19 protein-coding genes are annotated in these 21,430 nt (G+C 28.1%); 13 read left to right on the top strand and 6 right to left on the bottom strand.

The features are described 5' to 3' along the window. Positions 1 to 2 precede the first annotated feature (2 nt). The 3 genes from kdpB to ACD570_RS05915 are packed head-to-tail and all read left to right on the top strand — an operon-like array spanning position 3 to position 4,591. On the top strand, positions 3 to 2,048 hold the full coding sequence (gene kdpB, locus ACD570_RS05925) for a potassium-transporting ATPase subunit KdpB (RefSeq protein ID WP_417904216.1): 2,046 nt from the start codon (positions 3 to 5) through the stop codon (positions 2,046 to 2,048). Position 2,049: 1 nt separating this feature from the next. Beyond that, positions 2,050 to 2,691: a potassium-transporting ATPase subunit KdpC gene (kdpC, locus tag ACD570_RS05920; RefSeq protein ID WP_337199298.1), complete on the top strand. Its 642-nt coding sequence runs from the start codon at positions 2,050 to 2,052 to the stop codon at positions 2,689 to 2,691. Next, positions 2,660 to 4,591, top strand: a complete 1,932-nt coding sequence (locus tag ACD570_RS05915) for a sensor histidine kinase (protein ID WP_337207662.1) — start codon at positions 2,660 to 2,662, stop codon at positions 4,589 to 4,591. The genes kdpC and ACD570_RS05915 overlap by 32 nt, the downstream gene beginning before the upstream one ends. Here the strand turns inward: ACD570_RS05915 and uvrB are convergent. Then, positions 4,586 to 6,559: an excinuclease ABC subunit UvrB gene (gene uvrB / locus ACD570_RS05910; protein WP_337198699.1), complete on the bottom strand. Its 1,974-nt coding sequence runs from the start codon at positions 6,557 to 6,559 to the stop codon at positions 4,586 to 4,588. The two genes, ACD570_RS05915 and uvrB, sit on opposite strands and share 6 nt — an antisense overlap. Before the next feature lie 156 nt (positions 6,560 to 6,715). Between uvrB and ACD570_RS05905 the strand changes: the two genes are divergently transcribed. Genes ACD570_RS05905 through ACD570_RS05890 form a run of 4 tightly spaced genes read left to right on the top strand, consistent with a single transcriptional unit; the run spans position 6,716 to position 9,450 of the window. After that, on the top strand, positions 6,716 to 6,946 hold the full coding sequence (locus tag ACD570_RS05905; protein ID WP_137624181.1) for a hypothetical protein: 231 nt from the start codon (positions 6,716 to 6,718) through the stop codon (positions 6,944 to 6,946). Continuing rightward, positions 6,936 to 7,181, top strand: a complete 246-nt coding sequence (locus ACD570_RS05900; RefSeq protein WP_137622217.1) for a hypothetical protein — start codon at positions 6,936 to 6,938, stop codon at positions 7,179 to 7,181. The genes ACD570_RS05905 and ACD570_RS05900 overlap by 11 nt, the downstream gene beginning before the upstream one ends. Continuing rightward, entirely contained in the window at positions 7,178 to 7,615 is a 438-nt protein-coding gene (locus ACD570_RS05895) for a prepilin-type N-terminal cleavage/methylation domain-containing protein (protein ID WP_337197155.1), read from the top strand. Before ACD570_RS05900 ends, ACD570_RS05895 begins: the two co-directional genes overlap by 4 nt. Continuing rightward, positions 7,612 to 9,450: a primosomal protein N' gene (locus tag ACD570_RS05890; protein ID WP_200283350.1), complete on the top strand. Its 1,839-nt coding sequence runs from the start codon at positions 7,612 to 7,614 to the stop codon at positions 9,448 to 9,450. Before ACD570_RS05895 ends, ACD570_RS05890 begins: the two co-directional genes overlap by 4 nt. Before the next feature lie 13 nt (positions 9,451 to 9,463). On the opposite strand, the gene ACD570_RS05885 is transcribed toward ACD570_RS05890, so the two are convergent. Together ACD570_RS05885 and ACD570_RS05880 are read right to left on the bottom strand one after the other, a co-directional pair. Beyond that, positions 9,464 to 10,837 (bottom strand): DUF2972 domain-containing protein, encoded by a 1,374-nt coding sequence (locus ACD570_RS05885; RefSeq protein WP_417904215.1) that lies wholly within the window; start codon positions 10,835 to 10,837, stop codon positions 9,464 to 9,466. Positions 10,838 to 10,840: 3 nt separating this feature from the next. Next, positions 10,841 to 11,365 carry an adenylyl-sulfate kinase gene (locus ACD570_RS05880; protein ID WP_337207660.1) on the bottom strand — a complete coding sequence of 175 codons (525 nt, stop codon included), beginning with the start codon at positions 11,363 to 11,365 and terminating at the stop codon, positions 10,841 to 10,843. 110 nt (positions 11,366 to 11,475) lie between these two features. Between ACD570_RS05880 and ispG the strand changes: the two genes are divergently transcribed. Further along, the gene (gene ispG, locus ACD570_RS05875) at positions 11,476 to 12,546 is read left to right on the top strand and encodes a flavodoxin-dependent (E)-4-hydroxy-3-methylbut-2-enyl-diphosphate synthase (protein ID WP_337207659.1); all 1,071 of its coding nucleotides are present in this window, start codon (positions 11,476 to 11,478) and stop codon (positions 12,544 to 12,546) included. Between the two features lie 30 nt (positions 12,547 to 12,576). Here the strand turns inward: ispG and flgH are convergent, their stop codons facing one another. Continuing rightward, positions 12,577 to 13,275 carry a flagellar basal body L-ring protein FlgH gene (flgH, locus tag ACD570_RS05870; protein ID WP_200282241.1) on the bottom strand — a complete coding sequence of 233 codons (699 nt, stop codon included), beginning with the start codon at positions 13,273 to 13,275 and terminating at the stop codon, positions 12,577 to 12,579. A 108-nt stretch (positions 13,276 to 13,383) separates the two neighbouring features. Here flgH and pta point away from each other — a divergent pair, with 108 nt between their 5' ends. The 3 genes from pta to ACD570_RS05855 are packed head-to-tail and all read left to right on the top strand — an operon-like array spanning position 13,384 to position 16,609. Beyond that, positions 13,384 to 14,886: a phosphate acetyltransferase gene (gene pta / locus ACD570_RS05865; protein WP_337210167.1), complete on the top strand. Its 1,503-nt coding sequence runs from the start codon at positions 13,384 to 13,386 to the stop codon at positions 14,884 to 14,886. A gap of 20 nt (positions 14,887 to 14,906) precedes the next feature. Continuing rightward, the gene (locus ACD570_RS05860; protein ID WP_337198695.1) at positions 14,907 to 16,091 is read left to right on the top strand and encodes an acetate kinase; all 1,185 of its coding nucleotides are present in this window, start codon (positions 14,907 to 14,909) and stop codon (positions 16,089 to 16,091) included. 26 nt (positions 16,092 to 16,117) lie between these two features. Beyond that, positions 16,118 to 16,609, top strand: coding sequence for a hypothetical protein (locus tag ACD570_RS05855; RefSeq protein WP_200282249.1), 492 nt, complete (start codon positions 16,118 to 16,120; stop codon positions 16,607 to 16,609). On the opposite strand, the gene ACD570_RS05850 is transcribed toward ACD570_RS05855, so the two are convergent. Together ACD570_RS05850 and rsmH are read right to left on the bottom strand one after the other, a co-directional pair. Then, the gene (locus ACD570_RS05850; protein ID WP_337200129.1) at positions 16,597 to 17,472 is read right to left on the bottom strand and encodes a hypothetical protein; all 876 of its coding nucleotides are present in this window, start codon (positions 17,470 to 17,472) and stop codon (positions 16,597 to 16,599) included. The two genes, ACD570_RS05855 and ACD570_RS05850, sit on opposite strands and share 13 nt — an antisense overlap. Next, entirely contained in the window at positions 17,472 to 18,398 is a 927-nt protein-coding gene (rsmH, locus tag ACD570_RS05845; protein WP_337207657.1) for a 16S rRNA (cytosine(1402)-N(4))-methyltransferase RsmH, read from the bottom strand. Before rsmH ends, ACD570_RS05850 begins: the two co-directional genes overlap by 1 nt. A gap of 153 nt (positions 18,399 to 18,551) precedes the next feature. On the opposite strand from rsmH, the gene ACD570_RS05840 reads away from it, so the two are divergent. Both ACD570_RS05840 and ftsA read left to right on the top strand, forming a co-directional pair. After that, entirely contained in the window at positions 18,552 to 20,042 is a 1,491-nt protein-coding gene (locus ACD570_RS05840; RefSeq protein ID WP_200282256.1) for a peptidylprolyl isomerase, read from the top strand. Then, the gene (ftsA, locus tag ACD570_RS05835; RefSeq protein WP_200282257.1) at positions 20,039 to 21,427 is read left to right on the top strand and encodes a cell division protein FtsA; all 1,389 of its coding nucleotides are present in this window, start codon (positions 20,039 to 20,041) and stop codon (positions 21,425 to 21,427) included. The genes ACD570_RS05840 and ftsA overlap by 4 nt, the downstream gene beginning before the upstream one ends. Positions 21,428 to 21,430: the final 3 nt, after the last annotated feature.

Raw genomic sequence — 21,430 nt, 5'->3', positions numbered from 1 at the left:
TAATGTCTAAAAAACAAAATAAACTTATCACAAAAGAAATTTTAAGCACTGCTATTAAAGGAGCATTTTTTAAATTTGATCCACGCTTTATGATTAAAAATCCTACAATGTTTATTGTAGAGATTGGTTTTGTTATTACTCTTATTTTAAGTTTTTTTCCTAGTTTATTTGAGGGAGATAATCAAGAAAGAATTTATAATATTTTAATCACTTTAATTCTTTTTGTTACTTTGTTGTTTGCAAATTTTGCAGAAAGTATAGCAGAAGGCAGAGGCAAAGCACAAGCAGCTACTTTAAAGCAAAGTAAAAAAGATTTTAAAGCAAGATTAATTAAAAATGATGGTAGCGAAGAAATGTTAAGTGCTAGTAAATTAAAAATAGGCGATATTGTTTTAGTTAAAGCAGGAGAGCTTATACCTAATGATGGAGAAGTTATCGAAGGGGCAGCTAGTGTTGATGAATCAGCAATTACTGGAGAAAGTGCACCTGTGATGCGTGAAGCAGGGGGTGATTTTTCTTCTGTAACTGGAGGAACAACGGTTTTAACGGATTTTTTAAAAATTAAAATTTTAGTAGGTGCTGGAGAAAGTTTCTTGGATAAAATGATTAATTTAGTTGAAGGAGCTGCGCGTCAAAAAACGCCGAATGAAATTGCATTAAATATTCTTTTAATTGTTCTTAGTCTCAGTTTTTTAATTGTTGTAGTTAGTTTATATCCTTTTATGCAATTTTTAAACGTTAATTTGCCTATTTCTTGGCTAATTGCTTTACTTGTATGTTTAATTCCTACTACTATAGGAGGACTTCTTTCAGCTATAGGTATAGCTGGAATGGATAGAGTAACTCGTTTTAATGTGATAGCACTTTCTGGAAAAGCGGTAGAAAATTGCGGTGATGTTGATACTATGATTTTAGATAAAACAGGTACAATTACTTTTGGCAATCGTTTGGCTAATGAATTTTACGAAGTCCAAGGTGTTAATAAAGATCAATTAATCAATGCCTGCTTGCTATCTTCCTTAAAAGATGAAACTCCAGAAGGAAAAAGTATCGTTGTATTAGCAAATAAAATGGGATATCACTGTGATCAAAAAGAAATACAAGATGTGATTGATTTTAGTGCTCAAAATAGAATGAGCGGTGTTAATTTAAAGGATGGTACTCAAATTCGCAAAGGAGCTTTTGACACTATTAAGACCTATATTGATAAAATGGGTGGAAAAATTCCAAGTGATTTAGAAACAAAAGTAATGCAAATTTCAAATCTGGGTGGAACTCCTTTAGTAGTAAGTCAAAATAAAGAAATTTTAGGAGTGATTTATCTAAAAGATACTGTAAAACCAGGTCTTAAGGAGCGATTTGCAAAATTAAGAAAAATGGGTATTAAAACTCTTATGTGCACTGGGGATAATCCTCTAACAGCTGCTACGATAGCTAAAGAAGCTGGACTTGATGGTTTTATAGCAGAATGCAAACCAGAAGATAAAATAGAAGCCATAAAAAAAGAACAAGCAGAAGGTAAGATTGTTGCAATGACAGGAGATGGTACTAATGATGCTCCAGCACTCGCACAAGCTGATGTAGGTATTGCAATGAATTCAGGAACAGCAGCTGCTAAAGAAGCAGCTAATATGATTGATCTTGACTCAAATCCTACAAAAATTTTAGAAATTGTAGAAATAGGTAAAGGTTTATTAATTACTAGAGGAAGTTTAACAACTTTTAGCATGGCTAATGATATTGCTAAATATTTTGCTATTTTACCAGCTATGTTTAGTGTAGTTTTGCCACAAATGCAAATTTTAAATATTATGCATTTACAAACCCCTCAAAGTGCGATTTTATCGGCATTAATTTTTAATGCAATAATAATTCCTTTACTTATACCTATTGCTATGCGTGGTGTTAAATTTAGAGCCATTAAAAGTGAAATGTTGCTTTTGAGAAATTTAGGAATTTATGGAATTGGCGGAGTAATTGCTCCTTTTATTGGTATTAAAATTATTGATATTCCTACAGCTTGGTTGCTTAGAATTTTAGGAGTTTAGTATGATTAGAACTTTGCTTAGTTTTTTTGTTGTTATGCTTGTTTTATGCTGCATTGTCTATCCCTTTGTTTTAAATGAAACAGCTAGATTTATTTTTCCTTATGAGGCAAGTGGAAGTTTGATCGATAAAAATGGAAAAGCTACGCTTGATATAAATAAAGCAGTTGGATCAAAGCTTTTAGGACAAGCTTTTACCCAACCTTATTTTTTACACGGAAGAAGTTCAGCTATAAATTATAATACAAGTGACACTAATCAAAGCAGTGTTAATTCTGGCGGTTTTAATTATGCTATGTCCAATCCAGAATTAAAAGAGCGTATAGCAAAAGATTTAAATCAATTTTTAAAACAAAATCCACATATTTTAAAAAAAGAAATTCCTATTGATTTATTAAGTGCTTCAGCCTCAGGACTTGATCCTCATATTAGCAAACAAGCGGCATGGATACAAATTCCTCGTATAGTGAAATTTTCAAAATTAGATCAAAATCAAGTAGAAAAAATTATTAATAATAACACAGAAGATAAGTTTTTGGGTATTTTTGGTGAGATGAAAGTTAATGTTTTAAAAGCTAATATAGCAATAAGTCAAGCTATGAAAGAGGGTAAAAATGCAACGACAAACACCCGAACAAATTCTTAAGAAATTTGAAGTAAAGGCTAAAGAAGAGGAAAAAAATAAATTTGCCAAGTTGAAAATATTTTTAGGCTATGCAGCAGGATCTGGCAAAACTTATGCTATGCTAAGTGAAGCTAGAAATTTATTGCAAAATGGAGTTGATGTGGTTTTAGGTTATATAGAGCCACATGATAGACCTGAAACTATGAGTTTAACTGAAGGTTTTGAGAGTATTGAAAATCTTGAAATTTCTTATAAAAATATTATTTTAAAAGAATTTGATTTAGATGCCACCTTAAAAAGAAAACCAGCTTTGGTTTTAGTTGATGAGTTAGCGCATACCAATGCAAAAGGCCTTAGAAATGAAAAGCGTTTTCAAGATATAGAAGAGTTATTAAAAGCAGGCATTGATGTTTATACTACTTTAAATATTCAGCATTTAGAAAGCTTAAATGATTTGGTGGCAAATATCAGTAAAATAGAAGTTAAAGAAAGAATTCCTGATAGTATTTTTGATGAAGCTGATCAAGTAGAACTTGTTGATATTGAACCTAATAAACTTTTAAAAAGAATGCAAGAGGGTAAAATTTATAAAGAAAAGCAGGCTAAATTAGCTTTAGAAAATTTTTTCAGACAAGAAAGATTGATAGCTTTAAGGGAAATTGCTTTAAGAAGGCTTGCATCAAGGGTAAATTTAAGAGCGAATGAACAAAGACTTATTAATGATGATCTAACTTATCATACCGGAGAACATATTTTAGTTTGTATCAATGAAAGCAATGCCAAGGTTATCAGGTCGGCTGCAAGACTTGCAAGTGCTTTTCATGCAAAATTAAGTGCTATTTGTATAAAAAATTCCAATCTTGAGGAAGATAAATTATTAAAAGAAAATTTAGAACTTGCAAAGAGTTTTAATGCTGAAATCATTAGTGTTTATGATGAAGATATAGCGGGTCAAATTGCTGAGTATTCTAGCATTAGTAATGTTTCTAAGATAGTTTTGGGAAAAAATAAAAATAAGAAGAAATTTAAAGAAGAAATTTTTGAAGCTGTAGCGAAAAAAAGTCCAAATATTGACTTGTATCTCGTTAATGAAAGTGAAATTAAAACGCCTAAAATAGCCAGAAAAAAAGGTTTTAATTTTTTAAATTTTATTATGATTAATGCTATATTATTATTAGCAATTATAATAGCTTTTGTATTTCATCAATTTGACACGCAACCTAGCAATATAATGATGGTTTTTATTTTGGCAGTTTTTGGTTCTTCTTTTATATCGGATAGCAAATTTTATGCTTTATATTCTTCTTTAATCAGTGTATTGTTTTATAATTTTTTCTTTTTGAAGCCTTTTTTTAGTTTTAAAATTCATGATAGTGCGAATATAGTTACTTTTTCGACTATGTTTATTGTTGGTTTTTTAACTTCTATTTTTACAAGAAGATTAAAACTTCAATCTAAAGAATTAGCAAAAAGAGCTTATAGAACAGCAATTTTGCTTGAAAATAGTGAAAAGTTAGCTAGAGTAAAAAGTAAACAAGAGCTTTGGGAACAACTAGGCAATCAAGCCTTAAAGTTATTAAATTTACCTATAATTATTTATCCTATGAGTAAAAATAATATCTTATCTAAACCATTATTGTTTTTTAATAATGATAAGCAAATACTCAAAAATTGTTTCAGTGCTGATGAAATTGCTATCGCTCAATGGGTGGCTACAAATCGTGAAAGAGCTGGACTTTGTACAAATACTTTACCGAATGCTAATGCAATGTATTTGCCCATAGAAGATGGGGAAAAGACAAAAGGGGTTATTGGTATAGTTTTAAAAGAAAAGCGTCCTTTGCAAGATTTTCAATATGAGATTTTAAATGCTTTAATTAATGAAGTTGGGGTAAGAACGAGAGATATATTTTTGTTATAAATTTTTCATTTTGTTAATTTCATCCCTTATGGCTGCCGCTTTTTCAAATTCAAGAGCTTTTGCTGCTTCTAACATTTGTTTTCGAAGTTCTTTAATGAGTTTAGCTCTTTCACTAGCAGGTATTTTTTCTAGTTTTTTACCTTTGCGATAAATTTCTCCCAAATCTTCTTCATTTTTTAAACTTTCTTCTATATGGCGTTTGACTGAAGTTGGGGTTATATTGTGTTTTTTATTGTAATTTTCTTGAAGTTTACGACGCTCATTAGTTATATCTATAGCTTCTTGCATAGATTTTGTAATTTTTTTACAAAAAAGTAATACTTTCCCATTAACATTTCTTGCCGCCCTTCCCATAGTTTGTATAAGACTTGTTGTGCTTCTTAAAAATCCTTCTTTATCAGCATCCATAATGGCAATGAGTGAAACTTCAGGCAAATCAAGCCCTTCTCTAAGTAAATTGATACCAATTAACATATCAAAAGCACCACTTCTAAGATTTCTAATGATTTCATTGCGTTCTATTGCATCGATATCTGAATGCATATATTTTACCTTAATACCAAGTTCTAAATAGTATCTTGTAAGCTCTTCAGCTAGTTTTTTGGTTAGTACTGTAACTAATACACGTTCATTTTTATTAATCACTTTTTTAGCTTCATCAAACAAAATTTCAACTTGATTATCGCTATCTTTTAATTCTATTAATGGATCAAGTAAACCTGTTGGACGCATAATTTGATGAAAAATATTTTCTTTGCTAAGTTCAAGTTCTAGAGGTGCTGGAGTAGCTGAAACAAAAAGAAATTGACAATTTTTGTGGATAAATTCATCAAACATTAAAGGACGATTATCAAGCGCCGAAGGTAAGCGAAAACCATAATCTACTAAAGTTTGTTTTCTACTTCTATCTCCAGCAAACATTCCGCGAAATTGAGGTAGTGAAACATGACTTTCATCAACAATAACAAGAAATTTCCTATCTTTAATAGCAAAATAATCAAATAGCGTATATGGTGTATCCCCAGCTTTTAAGCCTGTTAAATGTCTAGCGTAATTTTCTACACCTTTGCACATACCTGTACTTGTAAGCATTTCAAGATCAAATTCAACGCGTTGTTTTAAGCGTTGATACTCTACAAGTTTATTTTCAAGTTCAAATTGAGCTAAACGTTCATTTAATTCTTGTTTGATATCTTTAATAGCTTGTTTTAAACGTGTTTCACCGACGCTAAATTGACTTGTAGGATATAAAATAAAGCGTTTTAAATCCTTGCCTTTTTTGTTTTCTAAAACATTATAATGATACATGCTATCAAGTTCATCACCAAAAAATTCAAGTCTTACTACTTCATCTTCATAATAAGCAGGATAAATATCTATAATGTCACCTTGTACGCGAAAATCTGCACGATCAAAAAAATTATCATTTCTTTTATAACCCATATCTACAAGTTTTTTAAGAAGTTCTTTTTGTGAAATTTGCATACCAAGTTCGAAAATTAAAACCATTCCAATATATTCATTTGGATTTCCAAGCCCATAATTAGCTGAAACACTTGCAATACATATAACATCTTTATAGCTTAAGAGTGAGGCTGTGGCACTTAGTCTTAATCTTTCTAGATCTTCGTTGGTAGAGCTATCTTTTTCTATGAAAACATCTGTACGTGGAATATAAGCTTCTGGTTGGTAATAATCATAATAAGAGATAAAGTATTCTACATGATTTTTAGAAAAGAAACCTTTAAATTCGCTATAAAGCTGAGCGCACAAACTTTTATTATGACTCATGATGAGTGTTGGCATTTGAAGCTCTTTGATAACATTAGCCATAGTAAAAGTTTTTCCACTACCTGTTACGCCTAATAAAGTTTGATATTTATTACCCTTTTTAATGCTTTTTACTATCCCTTCTATGGCTTGTTTTTGATCAGGACTTGGTTTAAATTCGCTTGTAAGTTCTAACATTTTTTTACTTTTTAATTTTATTTTTGAAAAAAATTTTAAAAGAAAATGCTTTAATTAAAATTAATCTTTTTAAAAAACGTAAAAATTTATTTTTTTTTGCTACAATTATATAAATATTTCCTATATTTAAATTTTCAATTAAAGAAGGCGAAAAATATGTTTGATGAAAAAATTATTAATACTATGTCAGATAAAGTAAATGAGCTTATTGAAAAGTATAATGAAGTGTGTGAAGCAAATGAGAATTTAAGAAACGAGCTTGTTAGCGTTAAAGCACAAAATGAGGCAAAAAGTAATCAAATTATGCGTCTTGAAGAAGAATTAAAATCTCGCAATATAGAAAGTGAGGATATTTATAAAAAAATCGAGGCTGTACTTGGCAAGTGATAATTTAAAGCAAGTAATTATCAATGTTTCCGCAAAAGATTTTATTGTCAAGTGTAGCGAAGAATTTGCTAATATTTTAGAGGATGATATTGCTTTAATTTCTGGCGGAACTAAAAAAATTGAACTTAAGCGTTTTGTAGATGCTTTTGTAAAAAAAAGTTATGAAAATTATATTTTAGAAAGAGAGCTTAAAAAACTTATAAAAGCTATTAATGAAGAACTTCCGGTCAAATGAAAAAAGCTTTTACTTTGCTTGAATTAGTTTTTGTTGTTTTGATTTTAGGAATACTTATAGGTATATCTTTAAATTTTTCAGGTAAAAACAAAGATGAAGCAAAAATTTTAAAATTAAAAATAGATTATGAAATGTTAAGCTCAGCTTTGTCACTCATGCGTACTCAAGCTGAGCTTAAGGAAATTGCTTTTATAGCAAATCTTGATCAAGCTAAATTTAATACCCCAAGAGAAAAACTTTTTTATTGTGTCGATCAAAATGGCTACTCTTTGCTTGATTCTCCCATTTATTCTGATTTTAATTCTTGGATGAAAATCGCAATTAATCAATATAGATTTTTTTTAAATTCAAAAGAATATATCGATTTTATTTATCATCCTAATGATGGTATTTTAGAGTGCATAAATTCAAAATATTGTAAAGATTTGCAATGAGATATTATGAAGTATCTATTTTTGGATTATATTTACAGAATTTAATTTTTCATAGCGAGGAGAAGATTCCTTCTTTGAGTGAAGTTATTGTAGATATAAAAATGAAAAAAAATCTTAGGGCTTTAGTGATTAAAGAATGTGAAAAGCCAAATTTTCAAACAAAAGCTATTAAAGAACTTACACCTTTTTCTTTGAGTAAATCTCAATTTGAACTCGCAAAATTTATTTCTTATTATTATGCTACTACAATAGGTTTTGTTTTAGGTTTTTTTTCAACAAGTAAAGAATATTCTTGTAAAAAATTAGAAATTTTAAAAAAACCTAATTTAAGTTTTGAGCAACAAAAAGCTTTAGAATTTTTAAATAATCAATCAAGTTCTTTACTTTTTGCAGATACTGGGAGTGGTAAAACTGAAATTTACATCTCTTTAATAAAAGATTACTTAGAAAAAGGAAAGCAAGTTTTATTTTTAATGCCTGAAATTTCACTCACTTCTCAAATTAAAAAACGTTTAGAGATGTATTTTAAAGATAATTTTTTTTTATGGCATTCTAAGGTTTCTAAAAAGAAGAAACAAGAATGTTTAGAAAGTTTTAATGAAGGTAAAGCCTTGTTAATTGCTGGAGCCCGCTCCGCGCTTTTTTTACCTTTTAGAAATTTAGGTTTAATTGTAGTAGATGAAGAGCATGATAATTCTTACAAAGCTTCAAATAAACCTTATATAAATGTCAGAGATTTGGCGCTTTTTTTAGGATCGAAATTAAATATTAAGGTTGTTTTAGGATCCGCAACTCCTTCTTTAACAAGTTTTTATAAACAAAAAGTATTTAGACTTAAGGGTACATTTTTTGAAAGTAGAAAATATTTTTTATATGATGAAAATGAGTTATCTTTAAGTCCAATGCTTTTAAATGAAATACAAGTAAGTCTAAATAAGCAAAAACAAGCCATTATTTTTTTACCTACGCGTGCCAATTTTCGTCAAATTTTTTGCAAAAATTGCGGAGATACAATAAAGTGTCCATTTTGTTCTATTGCTATGAGTTTGCATAAAAATAGAAATTTATTAAAATGTCATTATTGCAATTTTACAAAAAACATCGATCAATCTTGTCCTTCTTGTAAAGGATTAATGCTAGAAGCTAGAAAAATGGGAACAGCTGAACTCAAAGAACTTTTAGAATCAAAATTTATTCATGCTAAGATAGCAAAGTTTGATAGCGATGAGATTACTAGTGTTAAAAAATTAAATAATATTTTAAAAGATTTTAATGATAAGAAAATTGATATACTTATAGGAACTTCTATGCTTGCTAAGGGGCATGATTATCATAATGTTGATTTGAGTGTGATTTTAGGTATTGATGAGTATTTATTTAGGCCGAATTTTAGATCAAGTGAAGAAACTTTAGCTTTAGCTATGCAAGTAGCAGGTAGAGCAGGGCGTAAAGGAGAAGCTAGGGTGCTTTTACAAACTAAAAATCGTGCTTTTTTTGAAAAATATATACAAAATTACGATACTTTTTTAAAAGATGAACTTGAGAATAGAAAAGATTTATATCCACCTTTTAAACGTCTTTTAAGACTAATTATAGAAGATATAGATAAAACAAAAGCACAAAAATTATGTGAGTATTTAGCTGAAAAATTAGCAATAATGAAAAATATAGAACTTGTTGGCTATGGGATTTGTGGTATTGAAATGATTAATTCAAAATATCGTTTTCATATTCTTATTCGCAGTGATTCTTATAAAGCTTTAATTTCTATAGAAGAATATGTTTTGCAATTTAAAAATATTAATGCAGATATTGATCCTATAGAATTTATGTAAAATTATTATTTTTTTAAAATATTTTTTTAAATTCTTGATAATATTTCCAAGAATTGATAATATCTGGACGATTTTGTTTTAAATGTTGATATTCTTTTTTGAAAATATTTAAAAATTTAGATGCTAGAAATTTATTAGCATTAAAAATAGATAATACCTCTTCTTCTTTCATCATCATAAGTTGATTTTTATGATTGATTTTTTTAATTTCATATAAAAAATCACGTAAATATTCTTTAACGATTGTAAAAAGTTGTGCATTATTTGTTAATTTTTCTAAATCTTCTTTTTGAATATATAAAGCTATATCGTTTGACAAATCATCGTTGATAATTAATTTTATTATATTAATTTGTTCATTTTCTCTTGGTCTATCTAAAGTAATGGCAATACTATTTAAAGGATCGATTTCTAAATCATGCATCTTAGGATTGTTAATTGTAAATCTATTCTTTATATCTTTTTCATTAACATAAAGCGTGATAGGAAAAAGGTAGCGTATATAACCTTGAAATTCTTGAATTTTAAAAAAAGATTGTTTTTCTTGCAGGGGGCGGGTAAAGCTGAATTTTCGAGCAAGAAAATCCAAGGTTTTAAAAGCATTTTTAGGAATAATTGAGTTCATATCTAAATAATATATTTGTTCTTTATTAAAGTATTGTAATAAAAAATTTAAAATAAAAACACTATTGTTTAGTTCTTCAAAATCAACTTTAATTTCAGTTTTTGCATTGTGGGTTAAAAATTTAATATAAGTTCTATAATCATAAGTAAGATCAAAATCGCGTGGATAGTTTCTTGTGATTTTTGTCCAATCTCTTCCCCAATTGTGTTTTAAAATACTTATTGGATCTCTAACACTACAAATAATTTTAGAGTTGGGATTAAGCAGGGCTAAAAATTTATCAAAATTAGGAATATTAAGTTCTGAAATATTTATGGCATATTGCTTAATATTGCTATTTAAATGCATATAATGCATGCAATATCTTTCTTTAGCATCTTCAGGCGAGGTCCAAGAAGGGAAACATAAAACATTACAACCTTCATTGAGATATCTTAAAAATGCAGCAGCGCCAACTCCATGAGGAGAAATGTAGATAAATTTATAATGTTGAGGTAGAGGTAAATTTAGATCCCAGGCAAGTTCTGCGCAATATCTGCTTGAATCTGTATCAATGAAATTTGGATTGATTAAGGCGGGATAAGGATTGTTTAAATAATTTTCTTTAAATTCATGAGAATTTAGCCATTCGCAAATAATATTAATATTTTTCATAACAAAACTAAAAAAATTTTCATTATGAGAATTTTTTAAAGCTTTTAATAAAATCTGAGCTTGAGTTTGGTTTAAGTTATTTCGTATAAATTCTAATAAATCTTGCATATTTTATAGATGTTTTTGTAAAGAATTTAAGATTGTTGATACTTTTTCTTCAAGATTATCAAGCTTTGAATTATCTATAATAAGATCAGAGCATGGCTCATCAAAATCAATATCAACACCTACAACATTTTTGATATCGCCTTGTATAGCCCCACTGTAAAGTCCTTTTTTATCTCGTCTTTTTAATTCTTCAAAATCACATTTTATATAAATTTCAAAATAGTTTTTTAATCGTTTTCGATTATAGCTATAAATTTCATTCCACATAGAAATTGTACTTACTATAACTATCATTTCTTGAGAACTTAAAAAATGAGCAAAATTAGAACGTTTTAATGAGACTTCAATACGCCCTTCTTTTTCATAGCCATAATGCCCTAAAAGATCTCTTAATTCATCACCATCAAGATAGATGATATTATTTAATTTTTCTTTTAATTTTCTACATAATTCTTCAGCAATATAACTTTTTCCACTTCCAGCTAATCCTGTTAGCCAAATCACTCCACCATTTTTTAAATTTTGCATTATTTTTTCCATATATTTAATAAAATTAGATGGAGAGATTATATAAAAATAAACTTTAGTTAAAGCAAAAAAAGTTAAAATTTTAAAAATAATATTAAAAAAGAGTTTTTATGGTAAAAAGAGTTGAAACAAAACAGATTAAAGTTGGAGATGTGTTAATAGGAGGTAATGCACCTATTTCCGTTCAATCAATGTTATTTACAAAAACTAGAGATATAGAGGGTTGTTTAGAACAACTTAATCGTCTTTATTTTGCTGGAGCTAATATAGTGCGTTTAGCTTGTTTAGATATGGCAGATGCAAGAGCTTTAAAGGAAATTAAAACAAAGAGTCCGTTGCCTTTAATAGTTGATATTCATTTTAATCATAATTTAGCTGTATATTGTGCTGAATTTATTGATGGTGTGAGAATCAATCCTGGAAATATTGGTTCTAAGGAAAACATTAAAGAAGTAGTAAAAGCGTGTAAAAAACGCGATATCCCTATACGTATAGGGATAAATCATGGTTCTATAGAAAAACAATTTAGTGATAAATTTGGATATGGTATAGATGCTATGTTAGAGAGTGCTTTGTATAATATCAAACTTTTAGAGGATTTAGATTTTACAGATATTAAAATTTCGATGAAAACTTCGGATGCTCAAAAAACAATAGAAGCTTATGAAAGATTACGTCCACTTTGTAATTATCCGTTTCATTTAGGTGTTACAGAGGCTGGAACTAAATTTCATAGCACAATAAAAAGTTCTATAGCTTTAGGAAATTTACTTCTTAAAGGTATAGGTGATACAATGCGTGTATCAATAACAGGAGAGCTTGAAGAAGAAATTCGTGTCGCAAAAGCAATTTTGCAAGATAGCGGAGTGCAAAAAAACGGAGTTAATATCATTTCATGTCCAACTTGCGGAAGAATACAAAGTGATTTACTTAGTGCAATTAAAATAGTTGAAGAAAAAACTAAACATATTAAAGAACCGATTAACATTAGCGTTATGGGTTGCGTTGTTAATGCTTTAGGTGAAGCTAAGGGGGCTGATGTTGCCATAGCTTTTGGAAAAAATCAAGGTCTTGTTATAAGACACGGTGAAGTTGTAGCTAAACTTAAAGAAAAAGATTTGGTTAATAGATTTTTATTAGAAGTTGAAGATGAGGTAAAAAGTAGAACAGTAAAAGACTAATAAAAGCAAGGTAAAAAAACCTTACTTTTATTAAAATGGCCAAATAGCTTCTATTACTTTGCTTCCCCAAGGTTTTCTAGTACTTCTATCTACTTCGCCTTCAGTTTTATAAAGAATTTTTGCATCTGCGATATATTTACTATCTATGGTATTATCTTGTCCAATATCATAAGGACGAATTACTCCGCTTAATTGAATAATTTGCTTTTCTCCATTAATTAAAAGTTCTCTTGAGCCTTCAATAAAATAATTACCATTGGATAAAATTTTAATTACTCGAGTTGAAATTGTTGTATTAAAACTTTCATTGCGACTTTGAGAGCCTGAGCCTTGATAGTTATTTGTACTATTGGTCTGAAAACCTATATTAGAATATGCATTAATTTTATTAATTGCATTTTTTAAAATTCCAGAACCACCTGTTAAAGTTCCTCCGCCTAAATTTGAAGTATTGGTTCTGCTTGTAGCTTTATTAGCCTGAGTGCTTTGAGTAGTGCTTTCTTGAATAACTACTGTAACCAAATCATTAACATTCATTGCTTTTTTATCTGAAAATAAAGGATTATCTCCCTTTCCAAAAAGCGATCCTGGTGCTGTTTCAATATTATTACTTTGTTTAGGGGCAAGCTCCTCTACATAAGCAGGTGGTTTCATAGAAATTTGTGGATCTACTGTAGCAGAACAACCAAAAAATACAAATGGTAGAGTATAAAATAAAACTTTTTTCATTAAAATCGTCCTTTAAATTATGAATTTTTATTTTTTTTTGTTAAAATAATATTTATAAATATACAAAAGCAAAGAGTGTTCCACTTTTTTAAAATAAAAGGAGAAGTAATGGAGAATCTTTATTTAATAAGATCTAAGAGTGATGATCAAAATATTATAGTCGGTTTAAAATTGCTAGAATATTATAGTAAAAATTATAAAAATATAGCAATTTATTGCCCAATAGCTTCCAAGCATGATATTTCTATTTTTCAAGAGTGGCTTAATCAATTTAGCATCAATCAAAATATAGAAAATACCTATAGTTTTATTGATAAAGATGCTATGGAAGAATTTAATAAAGACTCTAATATTTTTTTTAATACTATTTTAAAAACTTATGAAGAGTTAAAAGAAAAATATGAATTTGTTTTAACAATTGGTTTTTCTCAATTTGGTATATTAGATACCTTTGGACTTAATGTTAAGATCGCCAAAAATCTTAATACTCCAATTGTTGCTGATGTTTGTAGTGAATATATGGCAATGACTCAAAAACATCTTGATAAACTTTTAAATGGTAAAAATTACGTTTTAATTGATGAAAATATTGATTTTGAGAAAATCAGTCAATTAAAATCTTATGATTTTATGACTCCTTATCGTTTTAAATATGAAATGATTAAAAAAGGTATTAAAAATAAAAAAACAGTTGTTTTACCAGAAGGCAATGATGAGAGAATTTTAAAAGCTTGCGATATTTTATTAAAAACTGAAGTTGTTGATCTTATTATTTTAGGAGATGAAAAAGAAATCAAGCAGAATGCAGAAAAACTAATGCTTAATATCCATTCTGCAAAAATGATGAATCCTAGCACTTCTGATTTATGTGAAGAATTTGCTTCAATGCTTTATGAAGCAAGAAAATCTAAGGGAATGACTCTTGATCAAGCTAAGGAATTAGTAAAAGATAAGACTTATTTTGGAACTTTACTTGTGCATAGTGGAAAAGCTGATGCTATGGTAAGCGGCGCTTCTACAACCACAGCTGAGACAATTCGTCCTGCGCTTCAGTTGATTAAAACTCAAGAAGGAGTGAGTTCTGTTTCAGGATTATTTTTTATGGGTTTAGAAGATAAAATGTTAGCTTTTGCAGATTGTGCTGTCAATCCTAATCCAACAGCTGAACAATTAGCCTCTAGTGCTTATGTTAGTGCTATGACCGCAAAATCTTTTGGACTAGATCCTAAAGTTGCTTTACTTTCTTATTCTAGTGGAGATAGTGGAAAAGGTGAAAGTGTAGATCTTGTAAAAGAAGCTCTTAAGATAGCTAAGGAAAAATATCCAGAATTAAATATAGATGGCCCTATGCAATTTGACTGCGCTTATGATCCTAAGACTGCAGCTTCAAAAATGCCAGAATCTAAAATAGCAGGACAGATCAATGTTTATGTATTCCCAGATCTTGATGCTGCAAATATAGGCTATAAAGCTGTGCAAAGAACAGCTAATGCTTTGGCAATTGGTCCTATTTTACAAGGTCTTAAAAAACCAGTCAATGATTTAAGTCGTGGGTGTTTGGTTGATGATATTGTAGATACTGTAATTTTAAGTGCTGTACAAGCGCAATAATTTTTAATAAAGGATGTAAAATGAAAGTTTTAGTTTTAAATTCAGGTTCATCATCTATAAAATTTAAATTTTTTGATGATAAAATAGTTAAGGCAAGTGGTTTAATTGAAAAAATAGGTGAGGAAACTTCTAAAGTTGTTTTAAAAAATACTTTAAGTGATGAAAAATTTGAAAGAGATATTGCCATAAAAGATCATGAACATGGCTTGCAAGTTTTAAATGAACTTTTTAAGGAATCAGGAATTTTAGAAGATCTAAAAGTTCTTGATGGTTGTGGTCATCGTATTGTCCATGGAGGGAAAACTTTAACAAAACATTGTTTAATAGATGATCATGTACTTAATGAAATTGACAGAGTAAGTGTTTTTGCCCCTTTGCATAATCCAGCTCATTTAGCAGGTATAAAAACAATGATTAAAGCTGCTCCAAATGTACCAAATGTTGCAGTTTTTGATACAGCTTTTCATCAAACAATGCCTGATTATGCTTATATGTATGCTTTACCTTATGAATTTTATGATAAAGATGGTATAAGAAGATACGGCTTCCATGGAACTTCTCATGCTTATGTAAGTTCGAAAGCTGCTAATTTATTAGGTAAAAAGAGTGTAAATGTGATTTCAGCTCATCTTGGGAATGGAGCAAGTGTCTGTGCTGTAGAAAATGGAAAGAGCGTAGATACTTCTATGGGATTTACTCCTCTTGAGGGTCTAGTTATGGGAACTCGTTGTGGTGATATGGATCCTGCAATTATACCTTTTATTAGTAAAGCAAGGGGCTTAAATATAGAAGAGATTGATAATTTGATGAATAAAAAAAGCGGCGTATATGGCATTTGTGGTTACAATGATTTTAGAGATATTGAATCACGAGTTGAAAAAGGAGAAGATAAAGCACGTTTAGCTTTTGATATGTTTTGCTATCGTTTAGTAAAATATATAGGAGCTTATCTTGCTATATTACCAGGAACTGATGGTATTATTTTCACAGGAGGCATAGGTGAAAATTCTTCTTTGGTAAGACAAAAAGTTTGTGAAAAATTATCTCATCTTGGTATTGATCTTGATTTGAATTTAAATAATCAAAGAATGTCCACTGAAAGAATAATAAGCACCACAGATTCTAAAATAAAAGTTTGTATTATTCCTACAGATGAAGAATTTGAAATTGCAAGAGTTACAGAAGAGCTTGTAAATAAAGGCTAAAAGCTTTTATTTACATATTTTAAAGCATGAAAAAATTTAAAGATTTTAGTCTTAATTTTCTTTTTAAAATATCAGATCAACCAGTTATTTTACGTGATTTACTTGAAGCTAACGCTTTGTTTAATGATGGAATGCTTGTTGATCCTTCTAAACTTAATTTTAATTTCAAAATTTTAAATTCTTATTTATATTTTAGTATTCTTTGTGTGCTTGTTTTATTACCTTTATTACTTATTACACATTATTTTCTTATGCGTCTTGACTTCCATATAAGTATAATTAGTGCAGTTATTGTAACATCTTGTATTTTTATAAGTTATGATATTTTTAAAATTTATACTAGAAAAATTATTTCAAGACAATTGATTAAAAAAGCTTGGAGTTTACATTTTCCTTATTTTTCATATGAAAAATACTCTTTGGTAGCAAGTAAACTTTACAAAGAAGCTTTAAAAGATGATATTTTAAAGAAGAATTTGGAAAAATATGTGTTAGAAAAAATTATTCAATCAAGATAATCAAGAATTTGATTTTGAAAACGCATATTTTCTAATCTTCTTTTTAGATCTTTATTTTCCTCATTAAGAACACTTTCTTCTGTTTTTAAAGTTGCAATTTCTCGACTTAAATAATAAATTTGATTTCTTATATAAATTTGTGGAATAAAAAGTAATAAAGCAAAACTTACAAGTAAAATAGCAAAAAGCAAGTGATTGAAATTTAAATTTCTATCTTCCTTGGTTGCATCTGTGAAACCTTCTAAAAGAGTATTTTTAGCTTGTTCACTATCTTCTTCATTGGAATTTTTTTTCAACGGTATATCGGTTATATTGTTGGTATGTATTTTTTTTTGTAAATTTTCTAAACTTTGCTTAATATCAGTTTGTGGAATTTTTGAATTTTTTTTATCTAATTTATGGTTATTTTCTTTTTTTGGTAATTGAGATTCTTTATTGTTTTTTTTATTTAAATTTTTAGTTTCTATTTTATTTTCTTGTATCTTTTTGGGCTCAATTTCTTTTTCTGTTTTTTTTAGAGAAAATAATTTTTTCTTATTTTTTTTTGTGTGTGAATTTTTATTTTTTTCTTTTATTTTAGAAAAAATTTTTTTAGCCAAGGATTGCTTTTCTTCTAATTTTACATTAATTAAATCTTCTTTAAGATATATATTTGATTTTTTAGAATTTTTTATTTCATATTCATCTGGATCAAATAAATTACGAGGTTGTTTATTTAATCGTCTTTTAAAAATATCATTACTAGAAATAATTTCATTTTTAAGTTCATCGTCTAAAGGCTTTCCTTGATTCATAGCGCGTGAAAAATTTAGCATTTTTTGACGTATATTTTGTTTTTCTTTTAAAAAATCATCTTCTAACATTATTTTTCCATATTTTTAAAATGAAATAAACGCATTTTTGCGCAACTAGATCTTGAATTTTGCATTATTTCTGTTTCACTTGCAATGATAACTTTTTTATTTAAAATTTTTCCTAAAGAATGATTATTTCCGCATTCGCAACGTAAAACTTTTTCATCGCAAATGCAATTTTTAGACCATTTTTTAAAATAATTTTTCACTATTCTATCTTCTAAAGAATGAAAACAAATTATAGCTAAAATACAATCTTTTAACTTTATTTTTTCTAATTTTTCCAAAAAAAATTTTAAAACCTCAAGTTCTTGGTTGACTTCAATTCTAATAGCTTGAAAAACTAAAGTTGCTTTGGAAACTTTTCTATGATGTTGTTTGGTTGAGCCTATAATTTTTTGTAATTCTTTGGCACTTTTTATAGGTGTTTTAATCCTTGATTGACAAATTTTTTTAGCAATAAAATAAGCATCATCTAATTCACCATATTCTTTAAAAATATAAGTGAGTTGTTCGCAAGTATAAGAATTAACAACATTAAAAGCTGAATTTTTAATATTTTGATTCATTCTCATATCTAAAAAATCAGAATCAAGACTAAATCCTCGTTTGTTATTATCTAATTGATAAGAAGAAATTCCAATATCTGCTAAAATTCCTCTTAAAGAATTTGTAGGAATTTGATCAAGAATTTGGCTAAAATTTGTTAAGAAAAATTGCGTTCTGTTTTTAAATTTTTCAAGGCGCTGTTTTGAAAATTCAAGTGCTTCTTCATCTTGATCACAAGCAATTAGTTTTATATTAGGATGATTTTTAAGCAAAGATTCACTATGGCCACCAAAGCCTACAGTACAGTCTAAAAAATATCCATGGTTTAAATTTTCAAAGGCCTTATTGACTTCATTAAGTAATACTGGAATATGTGGAATTTCCAAGCTAAATCCTACAAAATTTTTATTAATCGGGTTTGATATTATAGCTTATTTTAGCATCAAAATCAAAAAAACAACATACTTTGGTTTAAATTAAACTCCACTTAAAAACTTATGTGCTAAAATATTAAACTTATTTTTTTATCAAGGAATAGTATGCTTACTTGGATGCAGCATCATAGAAAATATCTTATTATTACTATATGGATTAGTACTATTGCTTTAGTTGGAGCTGTTTTTGTTAATTGGGGTGCTTATGATTTTAATCTTGATCGTGCTTCAAATGCAGCTATTGTTGGAAATGAGAAGATAAGTTACAATGAATTTAATACACGATATAATCAGATTTTTAATTATTATAATCAGATTAGCAATGGCAGTTTGGATGAAAATAATGCTGAAAAGATAGGTTTAAAAGAATTAGCTTTAAATTCTCTTATAGAAGATAAACTTTTATTAAATTTTGCTAAAGATTTAGGTTTAAATTCTAATGATAATGAAATTATAGAAAAGCTTACGCAAACAAGAGCTTTTCAAAACCCAATAGGTGAATTTAATAAAACAATTTATTATGAAATTTTACATGCTAATGGTTTTATGCCTAAAGATTATGAAAAAATTCTTTCTGATGAAGTTATAATTGACAAATTAAATAAAATTTTTAACTTGCCTTCTAGTGAAAGTGAAATCAAAATGTTGGCAATTGCTTATTTTATGAAAGATTCTTTAAGTATTGCAGAACTTAATTATGATAAAAAGAATATAAAGATCAACGAGGAGGAGTTAAAAAAATTTTGGGAACAACAAAAAGAAGATTATAAAACAAGTAAAACTTATGAAATTTCTACATATTTTTTACCATTAAATGATCAGAATTTTTCAGAAGAAGAATTGCAAAAATTTTACAATGATGCAAACAATCGACTAAATTATAAAGATCAAGATGGCAAGATTTTAGATTTTAAATTGGCAAAAAATAAAGTTGCAAAAGATTATGGTTTAATCAAGCTTAAAAATTTAGCCAATGCTAAATTTTTAGAATTAAAGAACAATAAAGAGAAATTTCAAAAAGATGAAAATATTTCGGATTTAAGTATCTATTATCCTTTGGATCTTTTATCTAAAATTAAAACCGGAGATCTTTTAAGACCGGTTAGATATAAAGATGGCTATATGATTATTAAGATCAATAAAATTAATCCTATAAGAATTAAAACTTTTGAAGAAGCTAGGAATGAAATTTTACCTTTATATTTGAGCGAAAAATCTAAAGAAAATTTAGAAAAAGAAGCTGAGGAGAGATTGAAAGATTTTAAAGGTGAAAATATAGGTTTTGTAACTAGAGATTCATTGCTTAGTGATATCAAAATGGATAAAAATATATTTAATAATGCTGAATTTAGTTATTTTTTAACTAATGTTTTTAATTCTGATCAAAATGCTTCTTATGTTCTTTTAGGTGATAATAAAGCAGTGCTTTATAAAATCAATAAGCAAAAAATTGATATTAGTGATGATAAATTAAATCAGCATTATGAAACATTAAAACAAAATTTGCAAATATTAAAATCTGATATGATAAAACAGGAATTAATTAATCAATTAAGAAAAGCATATCCAATAAAAATTTATTATAAAGGGAAGTGATTTTGAATATACTAGGAATTGATTTAGGTTCGACTCAAACTTGTGCTATTATTGCGCAAAAAGATGATGAAGGTTTAAAAATTATTGGTTTTTCAAAATCAAAAACCAATGGTGTGAAAAAAGGTGCTATTACAAATATTGAACTTGCTTCAAAATCTATTGAAGAAGCGGTAAGAAATGCCGAGATGATGAGCGGTGTACATTATGATAAAGTTGTTGTTTCTATTTCTGGAGCTTATACTAAGAGTGTAGATAGTATTGGAGTTGTAAATATTCCAAATCATGAAATTGGAATTAAAGAAATACATCGAGCGGTAAGCACTGCAAAACATACAGCTAATATACCAAGTGGATATGAAATTATTCATGTTTTACCTTATAATTTTAAAGTCAATGATTTAGAGCATGTAGATGATCCTTTAGGAATGAGTGGAAGTCGCTTGGAAGTTTCAACTCATATTGTTATTTCCCAAGAATCTCATATTAAAAATTTGAAAAAAGCTGTAGAATTAGCAGATTTAAGAGTTGATAATATAGTGCTTTCTGGTTATGCTTCATCAATAGCTTGTTTGGATGATAGTGAAAAAGAACTCGGGTCTGTCCTTATTGATATGGGTGGTGCAATTTGTGATATGGTGGTTCATACTGGAAATTCGATCCGTTATAATGATTGTTTGCAAATTGGTTCTATTAATATTACTCAAGATTTATCAATGGCTTTACATACTCCACTTAAAGAAGCTGAAAAAATTAAACTCAATTATGCGGCCTTATCACAGCAACCTAATGCACTTATACAAATTCCAACAATGGGTGATGAAAAAAGAGTAAATGAGGTTTCTTTGGATATTATTTCAGAGGTTATTTATGCTAGAGCAGAAGAAACTTTAATGATTTTAGCAAAAATTTTAAGCGATAATCGTTATGCTAATAGCATAGGTGGTGGAGTTGTGCTTACTGGAGGAATGACTAAATTAGCAGGCATTGATGAGTTGGCACCTGCTACTTTTGATAATCGTTCTATTAGAATAGCAACTGCAAGAAGAGACTTAATAACAAGTTTTAATGAAATTTTTAATGATCCTGAAAATACTTGTGCCATAGGTCTTTGTCTTTATGGAGCAGGTTATTTTACTCCTTATGAGCTTGATTCTAATGAAAAATTAAGATATAAAGGTGAAATAGAAAATTATAATCGCCAAATCAGGCAAGAAATTATTCCTCAAAAAGAAGTAGAAACTGAAATAAAATCTGATTTTTTTGATGAAAATTTGCAAGAAAATGATACAATAGCAATTCAAGAACAATTAGATTTCAAAGAGACACGAGAAAAAAAATCTGGTCTTTTTTCAAGCGTCTGGCATAAAATAATAAATCAATTTTAACAA

The sequence above is a fragment of the Campylobacter sp. LH-2024 genome, assembly GCF_048270605.1.
Classification (GTDB): Bacteria; Campylobacterota; Campylobacteria; order Campylobacterales; family Campylobacteraceae; genus Campylobacter_D; species Campylobacter_D molothri.
The sequence above is the reverse complement of the archived record's forward strand: the minus strand, read 5'-3'. Positions and strand labels throughout refer to the sequence as shown.

Bases quoted from the DNA above. Each gene is read 5' to 3' on its own strand.
- ACD570_RS05905 (WP_137624181.1), top strand. From the start codon at position 6,716: ATGTTTGATGAAAAAATTATTAATACTATGTCAGATAAAGTAAATGAG.
- uvrB (WP_337198699.1), bottom strand. From the start codon at position 6,559: ATGTTAGAACTTACAAGCGAATTTAAACCAAGTCCTGATCAAAAACAA.
- kdpC (WP_337199298.1), top strand. From the start codon at position 2,050: ATGATTAGAACTTTGCTTAGTTTTTTTGTTGTTATGCTTGTTTTATGC.
- ACD570_RS05855 (WP_200282249.1), top strand. From the start codon at position 16,118: ATGAAAAAATTTAAAGATTTTAGTCTTAATTTTCTTTTTAAAATATCA.
- ACD570_RS05885 (WP_417904215.1), bottom strand. From the start codon at position 10,837: ATGCAAGATTTATTAGAATTTATACGAAATAACTTAAACCAAACTCAA.
- kdpB (WP_417904216.1), top strand. From the start codon at position 3: ATGTCTAAAAAACAAAATAAACTTATCACAAAAGAAATTTTAAGCACT.
- flgH (WP_200282241.1), bottom strand. From the start codon at position 13,275: ATGAAAAAAGTTTTATTTTATACTCTACCATTTGTATTTTTTGGTTGT.
- ACD570_RS05915 (WP_337207662.1), top strand. From the start codon at position 2,660: ATGCAACGACAAACACCCGAACAAATTCTTAAGAAATTTGAAGTAAAG.
- ispG (WP_337207659.1), top strand. From the start codon at position 11,476: ATGGTAAAAAGAGTTGAAACAAAACAGATTAAAGTTGGAGATGTGTTA.
- ACD570_RS05880 (WP_337207660.1), bottom strand. From the start codon at position 11,365: ATGCAAAATTTAAAAAATGGTGGAGTGATTTGGCTAACAGGATTAGCT.
- ACD570_RS05860 (WP_337198695.1), top strand. From the start codon at position 14,907: ATGAAAGTTTTAGTTTTAAATTCAGGTTCATCATCTATAAAATTTAAA.
- pta (WP_337210167.1), top strand. From the start codon at position 13,384: ATGGAGAATCTTTATTTAATAAGATCTAAGAGTGATGATCAAAATATT.
- ACD570_RS05850 (WP_337200129.1), bottom strand. From the start codon at position 17,472: ATGTTAGAAGATGATTTTTTAAAAGAAAAACAAAATATACGTCAAAAA.
- ACD570_RS05890 (WP_200283350.1), top strand. From the start codon at position 7,612: ATGAGATATTATGAAGTATCTATTTTTGGATTATATTTACAGAATTTA.
- ACD570_RS05895 (WP_337197155.1), top strand. From the start codon at position 7,178: ATGAAAAAAGCTTTTACTTTGCTTGAATTAGTTTTTGTTGTTTTGATT.
- ACD570_RS05840 (WP_200282256.1), top strand. From the start codon at position 18,552: ATGCTTACTTGGATGCAGCATCATAGAAAATATCTTATTATTACTATA.